We start from the raw sequence: 7,466 nt of genomic DNA, 5'->3' as shown, positions 1-7,466 counted from the left end.
CAGGCCCTCCGGTCCCTGGCCAAGATCGCCGGGGTCGACCTTCTGGATGTGACGCTGCGCAGCACCGCAGCCGGGGACGAGCTCGTCGGCGTCGACCTGCGGCCGGCCCTCACGCCCGGGATCGCCGAGGCGCTGGCCGGGCTCCTCCTGTCGCGCTCGCGCGCGACCCGCACGCTCGAGGTGGCGTCGTGATCGGCCTGCTCGGTCGCGGTGACGACCCCTGCCTCGAGCGCGTGCGCCACGCCGCCGACGACCGGGGGATCCCGCACGTCCTCATCGACGAGGACGCGCTGTCGGACGCCTCACTGCGGCTCGACCTCGGCGTCGACGGCGTGCGCGGCGTCCTCCGCACGGGCGCCGGCGTCGTCGACCTCGACCTGCTCACCGGGGTCTACGCGCGGGCGCTCGGGCCGGCCGAGCCGACCGGCGCGGCCCGCGAGGTGTCCGCCCTGCTCCACGAGTGGCTCGACGTGACCGAGGTGCTCGTCATGGGTCGGCCGGCGTCGATGTTCTCCAACAGCAGCAAGCCGCACCAGGCCCGGCTCATCGCTGCGGCGGGGCTCGCCGTGCCGACGACGCTCGTGACCAACGACCCGGAGGCGGTGCGCGCGTTCCGTTCCCGCCACGGCCGCATCGTCTTCAAGTCGATCAGCGGCATCCGCTCGATCGTCCGCGAGGTCGACGACGCGGCGCTGGCCCGGATGGACCGCATCCGGGACCTGCCCACCCAGTTCCAGGCCCGGGTCGAGGGCACGGACGTGCGCGTCCACGTCGTCGGCGAGTCCGTCTTCCCGACGCGCATCACCTCGACGGCGCTCGACTACCGGTATGCCGCCCGCGACGGCCTCGCCTGCGACCTCGAGGCGTGGGTGCTCGCGCCGGATGTCGAGCAGGCGTGCATCCGCGTTGCCTCGGCGCTCGCGCTGCCGCTGGCCGGGATCGACCTGCGCGTCGGTGAGGACGGGACGGTGACCTGTTTCGAGGTCAACCCGATGCCGGCCTTCAGCTACTACGAGTCCAACACCGGTCAGCCGATCGCCGCCGCCGTCGCGGCCTTCCTGGACCGGCCACGGACCGGTGCCGCGCGGCATACTGACGATGACGAGAGCGAGGTGGCGTGATGGTGCAGTCCGCGCCGAACGAGACCACCGTCCACGCGAAGGTGACCGGGATGGCGGCCGACCCCGAGCGGGACGGGTGGGTGCTCCTCGATGTCGCGGTCGAGGCCTCGGCCACGGTCGAGGGGGAGTCGCTGCCGGCCCTGGCGGACGGCGAGGACGTGCGGCTCGTGGCCCGCCGCTCCGACGTCGAGGGGCTGGGCCGTGGTGACCGGCTCGTCGCCCGAGTGCAGATGGCCGGCCCGGGGGACTACCTCGTGCGCGGGGTCGAGCCCGCCCTCGCCCCCGAGCCCACGGATGCGGCCGACCCCGACCCGGCCGAGGCGCCCCCGGCGAAGCGCCCCACGCGGAAGCGCCCCCGCTCCACGCGGGAGTCGCCGCTCAGCGACGACCGGTGAAGTCGTCCATCGTGTGGTAGACCCCGATGACGCGGTCGGCGATGAAGTCGCGCACCGACACCGGGAGCAGGCCCTTGAGCGCCTCGTTGAGCATCACGGTGCGCGGCAGCACGACGAACGCCTCGCCGTCGAGCATGCCCTTCCACGACTCGTCGACGACCTCGGCCGGCTCGAGGATCGGCAGCAGCGGCGCCGACTTCGCGCCGTCGAACATGCCGGTGTTGACGTAGTAGGGGCACACCGTCGTCACCTTGACGTGGTCGAAGCCGGCCTGCTTGAGCTCCAGGCGCACCGAGTCGGACCAGCCGATGACGGCCCACTTCGACGCCGCATAGGTCGCCATCCGGGGGTTGGGCGTGAGCCCGGCGGCCGAGGCGATGTTGACGAGCCGGGCTTCGCTGCTGTGCTCGATCATCGCCGGCAGGAAGGCCCGGGCGATGTGCATCGGCGCGAGGGTGTTGACGGCAATGGTGGCCTCGGTGTCACGGGCCGGGTCCGACTCCCAGAAGTAGCGGTTGCCGCGCACGATGCCGGCGTTGTTGACGAGCACGTCGACCGGCCCGGCGTCGCCGAGGATCTCGGTGGCCGTCGCCTCGACCGTCGGCCGGTCGGTCACGTCGATGGCGTATGCCGTGAGCCGGGTCTCGTGGTCGCCCGCCTCGAGCTCGGCGACCGTGGCGGCGAGGGCGGCCTCGTCGACGTCCCAGAGGATGACGCGGCGGGCGCGCTCGGCGATGGCGCGTTCGACGAAGAGGCGGCCCATGCCCATCGCCGCCCCGGTGACGAGGACGGTCTTGCCGGCGACGGACTTCATGCGGTCTCCTCCTGGGTGGTGGCTCCGGTCGGGCCGGTGCTTTCGGTGCCGTCAGACTGGCCGGCCCGGGCGGCGAGGGCGGCGGCGCGGACGCGCGCGAAGTCCTCGTCGCTGAACGGCCCGTTGATGCCCGAGATCGTCGCGAGCTTCATGCCGTGCTTGAGGCCCAGGCGATAGATCTCGCGGACCTTGCGCCACTCGATGTTGCGGCCGACGGTGAAGGTCTCGAACCGGCCTTCGAGCGCGAGGACGATGGTCTCGGCCAGGCACGCATAGGCGACGCCGGGCGGCAGGCCGATGTCGCGCATGTGGACGTCGCCGGGCAGCTCCACCTCACCGGACTCGATGACGAGCACGTCGGGACGCTTGGCGACGTCCTCGGCGCTCATGTCGAGCGGGCGGGCGACGTCGGTGATGACGCAGCCGGGCTTGACGGCCATGATGTCGAGGACCTTCGTGCCGGCGGCCGAGGTGGCGGTGACGATGAGGTCCATCTCGCCGAGCGCGTCGCCCGGGGCGGTCGCGATGTGGACGGTGGCGCGCGGGTTCTCGGCCTCGATCTCGGCCTTGATGGTGATGAGCTTGGCGGTCTCGGGGGAGACGAGCCACACCTCGTCGGCCGCGTGGGCGAGCAGGCGGGCGCAGGCCGCACCGATGGCGCCCGAGCCGCCGACGACCATGGCCTTGCCGCGCAGGCGGCCCTCGTCGTCGACCTGGGCGATGCCGAGCCGACGGATCGCCTCGTGGGCGGCCCACAGGGCGCCCGAGGCGCTGTAGCTGTTGCCGGTGGTGATCGGGATCGTCGCCCGCTTGCTCACGGTGACGCCGGCGTCGCCGACGACCTTGGTGAAGGCTCCCAGGCCCATGACCTGGGCCCCGAGCTGCTTGGCGAGGTCGGCGGCCTCGAGCAGGCGCGAGTAGGTGAACTCGGGCGGGTGGGCGAGCATCTCCTTGGGGGTGCCGCCGACGGTGATGAGCCATCCCTCGGCCTCGCTGCCGTCGGGGGAGACGATGCCGCTCACTCGGCTGTAGACGAAGGGCGGCATGTAGGCGGCCGACTTCTCGACGACCCGTCCCATGCCGGGGAGCTCGGCGAGCTGGCCGAGTGCGGGCTGCTTCTTGAAGTACTCCGTCGACAGCGGGTGGATGACGAAGGCGAAGCGGCTGCGCCGGTTGAAGCCGTTGGGCCACAGCAGGCGCGGCTCGAGCTCGGCGGCCTCGAGGAAGGTGACGAGATCGTCGGTCGTCAGCTCGTGGCCGTCGGTGATCGTGGCCGCCGCCATCGCCTCGAACATCGCGGTGACGACCATGACGTCGAAGGGCTCGGGCGTCGCGTCGATGACGAGGGAGACGCCCTTGGCCGCGAGGGCGGCGAGCCGCTCCTCGGAGACGGCGTTGGTGAGGACGGCCTTGCCGGTGAGGTCGGGCAGCCCGAAACGCACGAGGTCGGCATACGACCCGACGATGACATCGGCGAACTCGGCCGCCTGGTGGGCGAACTGGCCGCTCACCCACGCAGCCGGCCCGTGGGCGGCCTTCTTCACGACGTCGGGAGCGAGGTCCCAGGCGACCATCCCGGCGGCCGCGGCCCGCGACGTGACCGGGTTGAGGCCGACGGCGAGCGGGGTGCCGACGCGCTTGTCCGGGTCCTCGATGTCGATATTGGCCGTGAACTCGCGCAGCACCGTGAGGGTGCGCTCGCGGGTGGCGTTGCCGACGACGACGACGCGGGCGTTGGAGAAGTAGCCGGGGAGCTCGGCCTGCACCCGCCGCACCGCCCACTCCTGGAGGATGTCGGCGAGCATCGCGCCGTCGCGGACGGGGACGCGAGCGGTGGTGTCGCGCACCGCTTTCAGCTCGCTGGGGTTGCCGCTGAAGAGGCCGCGCGCCTTGGCCTCGCGGGCCCCGGTCACGGCGATGGCGTCACTGGTGAGGGACCACTGCCAGACGAGCTCCTCGGCGCGCTCGATGTCGCCGCGGGTGCCGATCCGGACGATGCGGAAGTCGTGCCCGCCGAGGGAGACCTCCTTGTCGTAGTCCCACTCCTCGCTCTGGAGGGTGATGTTGACGACGGTGAGGCGCCGACCGGTGCTGCCCTTGCGGCGCCGCGTGGTCGAGGGCTGACGTGGGGTCATCGGGCGGCTCCGGTCGCGACGAGGTCGTCCACGTGCCGGCGGACGTGGGCGGCGAGGTTGTCCGGGTCCGGGATCATGCGCCGGTCGCAGGCGAACCCGATGTTGAGCGAGTCGTTGTAGGTGAAGAGGCAGACGCCGAGGGGCTGGTCGCCGGAGGTGGGGACCCACCCGAGCATCGAGCGCACCGGCATACCGCCGAGGGTGAGCTCGACGCGGGGGCCGGGGACATTGCTCAGCTGGCCGACGGTCTTGCCGGAGAAGTAGTTCGTCACCTCGCGGGCGAAGGCTGCCGGTGCGTGGGCGATGAGCTGCTGGGTGCCGAAGGCGATGATCGGCTCGGCCGAGTTCTTCAGCCGGGTCGAGCGCTGGTGGAGCTCACGAACGAGGGCGCGGTGGTCGTCGATCCCGAGTGGCATCGAGAGCTGGACGACGCAGAAGTGGTTGCCCAGGGTCGGCGGCAGCGAGGCGTCGACCGGCTGGAGCGAGATCGGCATGAGCCAGGACAGGTCGGAGGGGGCGTCGGCGCCGCGCTCGCGCAGGTAGTCGGTGAGGCCGAGCGAGACCGCCGCGAGGAGGAGGTCGTTGAGGGTTCCGCCGAGGGTGCGGGCGGTGGCGCGCAGCCCGGCCAGCGGGTAGCCGTCGATCCACGCGACCGTCTTCTCGACGCCGGGGTGGCCGGCCCAGGCCCCGGTCTGGGACTCGTCGGCCAGGAGCATCCGCGAGACCTCGCGCCAGGAGTTGCTCGACTCGTTGTCGAGGGCCGCGTGGTCGGTCATGGCGTCGATGAGCCGCACCGGGTGGCGGGCGAGGTCGACGGCCTCCTCGACGAGGTGGGGCAGGTCGAGCGGGTTCGTGGTGGCGACGGAGACACCCGCGTGGAGGGCGGTCGAGGCGGCCTGGCGGGCGAAGTCGACGCCGTCACGCACGCTGCTCGCGGCCAGGCGCAGGACGCCGGCGAGCGGGTTGTGGTGCTCACCGTCGGTGTTGCGGCCCACCGTGCGAGGGGTGGCCCCCTCGGCCCGGTCGCAGACGCTGAGCGCGAGCTGGACCAGGCGTATGCCGTCCGCGAGGCCGTGGTGGAAGCGCGTCATCACCGCGCCGGGCCCCTTGGGGTCGGGGCCGGTGACGACCTGCACCTCCCACAGCGGGTGCTCGCGCGGGAAGGGGACGGAGAACTGGCTGCCGACGTGCTCGCGCAGCGTCTCGTGGTCGAAGGAGGCCAGCTCGACGTGGCGCACGTGCCGACCGAGGTCGAAGTGCGGGTCGTCGACCCACGACCACTCGCCGTCCTCCTCGACGGGGATCTGGCTGAGGATGCGGAACTTGAGGACGGCGCGGTCCATGAAGATGTCGGCCACGGCCTGGCGCGAGGGGGTGCGGTCGAAGAACATCAGGCCGTTGACCTGCATGAGGTTGTTGGGCCGGTCCATGAGCAGCCACGTGAGGTCCTGCGCCTTGATGGGTGTCGCCACGGGGGACCACGCGCCTCTCGCGCTCGTCGTTGAACTGGCCTCCAGCCTACTCAGTGGTAACGCGCGGGGTCGAGCCCGTGGGGGCAAGGGCTGGGAGGCGCGCGGTCAGAACCGTGACCCGGCGGCGTCCGCCCCTCCGATGCGCTGCGCCAGCCGGACGGGAAGGAGCGAGGCGAGCACCAGGACGACGGCGACGACGTTGACGACCGGGGCCGGTTGCCCACCCTGAGGACTACATGGCGCCGTTGGATGGTGTCGTGGATCGGGTCTCGGCGCGGATGCATGACGCGATCTGGTCGCCTTGGGGTTAGCGGCGCTGCTCGGGGTCGCGGCGCTGCTTCTCGTCTACTCGATGCGTGGGCAACTCTCGTCGGTGGTTTCCGCCAGTCTCTGGGCGCTCCTCGTCCTGGCCGTGCTCAGCGGGGTTGCGGCATACCCGAGTCGTGCCGCGTCCTTCTTCGACGCGGCTGTGACGACCGCGATCGGAACCGTGCAGGCGGGGAGCTCGACGCTGGCAGTGGGCGGTGCGGGGGCCGATCCCGCCCGGGCGCAAGGGGCGCTCACTGTTGACTCGATCCTCTACCAAGGGTGGTTGCGCGGCGAGCTCGGTTCGTCCGACTCTCCTGCCGCGTAGAAGTGGGGCCCGCAACTGTTCGCGGCCTCGGCGTTGACCAGAAGTGAGGCGGAGGCGAGTCGTGATCCGCAGCGTGCCAAGGAGATCGCGGACGGCAAGGCGGAGGACTGGAACCGAGTAGCGTCCGAGATCGAATCGGCTGATCCGTCCACGTATGCCGTGCTGCAGGGCAAATTCGGTGGCCGCGTGGGATCGGGTTTCCTGACCTTCGTCGGCTCGCTGGCCACGGTTGGGTTCAGGGCCCTTGCTGAAGCCTTCCTTGTGGCCGGCCTCGTAATGCTGCGCCTCATCGTCATGTTCCTGCCCGCTGCTGCGGTCGTCGGGATCATGGCCCCGATGTCGTCCGTAATCCGCAGGATGGGGAACATCGCGGCTGCGTCACTCGTGAACGTCGTCGCCCTGTCGGCGGGGTCGGTGGTCCACACGACGGCGATCTCTGCGATCTTGAGCGACACCCATGGGGCGGGCATGTCCGTGATGGCGCTGCTGCTGTGCCTGGTGCTGACAGTGGCCGCGCTGGTCCTGATGATGCCTTTCCTCTCGATGACTCGGCTGCTCGGCGGTAACGCCCGTCATGGGTTCCTGAACTCGTTGAAGCGCAATGCCCTGCGATATGTCGTGAACCGTAAGGCGAACCAAGACGGCCTTGCCGATGTGCTCGACGATCGGCGTGATTCGTCCCCGGCTCTGGTCGTGCCCGAGGGCACGCCTCGCGTCCAGGTCGCGGACCCGCCGCGTAGCGAGACCTATCGCCGGGTGGTGCCCATCTGGGATGTGACGAGCGATGGAGTGAGTCCTCGTGCGCCGGCGTCCGGTTCGGCTGGGATCGAGCCGCCGACACCGGCCCGTTCTAGGTGTACCCGGCCATCACGTTGGTGACAGTCGACTGGTGGGG

General features: G+C 71.2%; 8 protein-coding genes. 5 read left to right on the top strand and 3 right to left on the bottom strand.

The features are described from left to right. From BN10_RS03015 to BN10_RS15505, 3 genes are all read left to right on the top strand, one after another. Nucleotides 1-192 (top strand): hypothetical protein (locus BN10_RS03015; RefSeq protein ID WP_040750869.1); only part of this gene is annotated, 192 nt, incomplete at its 5' end. Continuing rightward, a complete protein-coding gene (locus BN10_RS03010; protein ID WP_010849684.1) occupies nt 189-1,121 on the top strand; it encodes an ATP-grasp domain-containing protein in 933 nt (310 codons plus the stop codon). The genes BN10_RS03015 and BN10_RS03010, both read left to right, overlap by 4 nt. Continuing rightward, the gene (locus BN10_RS15505) at nt 1,121-1,516 is read left to right on the top strand and encodes a hypothetical protein (RefSeq protein ID WP_010849683.1); all 396 of its coding nucleotides are present in this window, start codon (nt 1,121-1,123) and stop codon (nt 1,514-1,516) included. The genes BN10_RS03010 and BN10_RS15505 overlap by 1 nt, the downstream gene beginning before the upstream one ends. Here the strand turns inward: BN10_RS15505 and BN10_RS02995 are convergent. From BN10_RS02995 to BN10_RS02985, 3 genes are read right to left on the bottom strand one after another with little or no spacing between them, the layout of a single operon-like run. Further along, on the bottom strand, nt 1,500-2,330 hold the full coding sequence (locus tag BN10_RS02995; RefSeq protein WP_010849682.1) for an SDR family NAD(P)-dependent oxidoreductase: 831 nt from the start codon (nt 2,328-2,330) through the stop codon (nt 1,500-1,502). The genes BN10_RS15505 and BN10_RS02995 overlap by 17 nt on opposite strands. After that, nucleotides 2,327-4,465 carry a putative dehydrogenase gene (locus BN10_RS02990; RefSeq protein WP_010849681.1) on the bottom strand — a complete coding sequence of 713 codons (2,139 nt, stop codon included), beginning with the start codon at nt 4,463-4,465 and terminating at the stop codon, nt 2,327-2,329. The genes BN10_RS02995 and BN10_RS02990 overlap by 4 nt, the downstream gene beginning before the upstream one ends. Further along, nucleotides 4,462-5,937, bottom strand: coding sequence for a WS/DGAT domain-containing protein (locus BN10_RS02985; protein WP_010849680.1), 1,476 nt, complete (start codon nt 5,935-5,937; stop codon nt 4,462-4,464). The genes BN10_RS02990 and BN10_RS02985 overlap by 4 nt, the downstream gene beginning before the upstream one ends. Nucleotides 5,938-6,238: 301 nt before the next feature. On the opposite strand from BN10_RS02985, the gene BN10_RS02980 reads away from it, so the two are divergent. Together BN10_RS02980 and BN10_RS02975 are read left to right on the top strand one after the other, a co-directional pair. After that, nucleotides 6,239-6,571: a hypothetical protein gene (locus tag BN10_RS02980; protein WP_010849679.1), complete on the top strand. Its 333-nt coding sequence runs from the start codon at nt 6,239-6,241 to the stop codon at nt 6,569-6,571. 33 nt (nt 6,572-6,604) lie between these two features. Next, on the top strand, nt 6,605-7,450 hold the full coding sequence (locus BN10_RS02975; RefSeq protein ID WP_010849678.1) for a hypothetical protein: 846 nt from the start codon (nt 6,605-6,607) through the stop codon (nt 7,448-7,450). The last annotated feature ends 16 nt before the right edge of the window (nt 7,451-7,466 follow it).

Origin of the sequence: Phycicoccus elongatus Lp2 (assembly GCF_000367525.1) — a bacterium.
GTDB classification, from domain to species: domain Bacteria; phylum Actinomycetota; class Actinomycetes; order Actinomycetales; family Dermatophilaceae; genus Phycicoccus_A; species Phycicoccus_A elongatus.
Note: the sequence above shows the minus strand (reverse complement) of the source record. Positions and strands in the feature narration are given on the sequence as shown.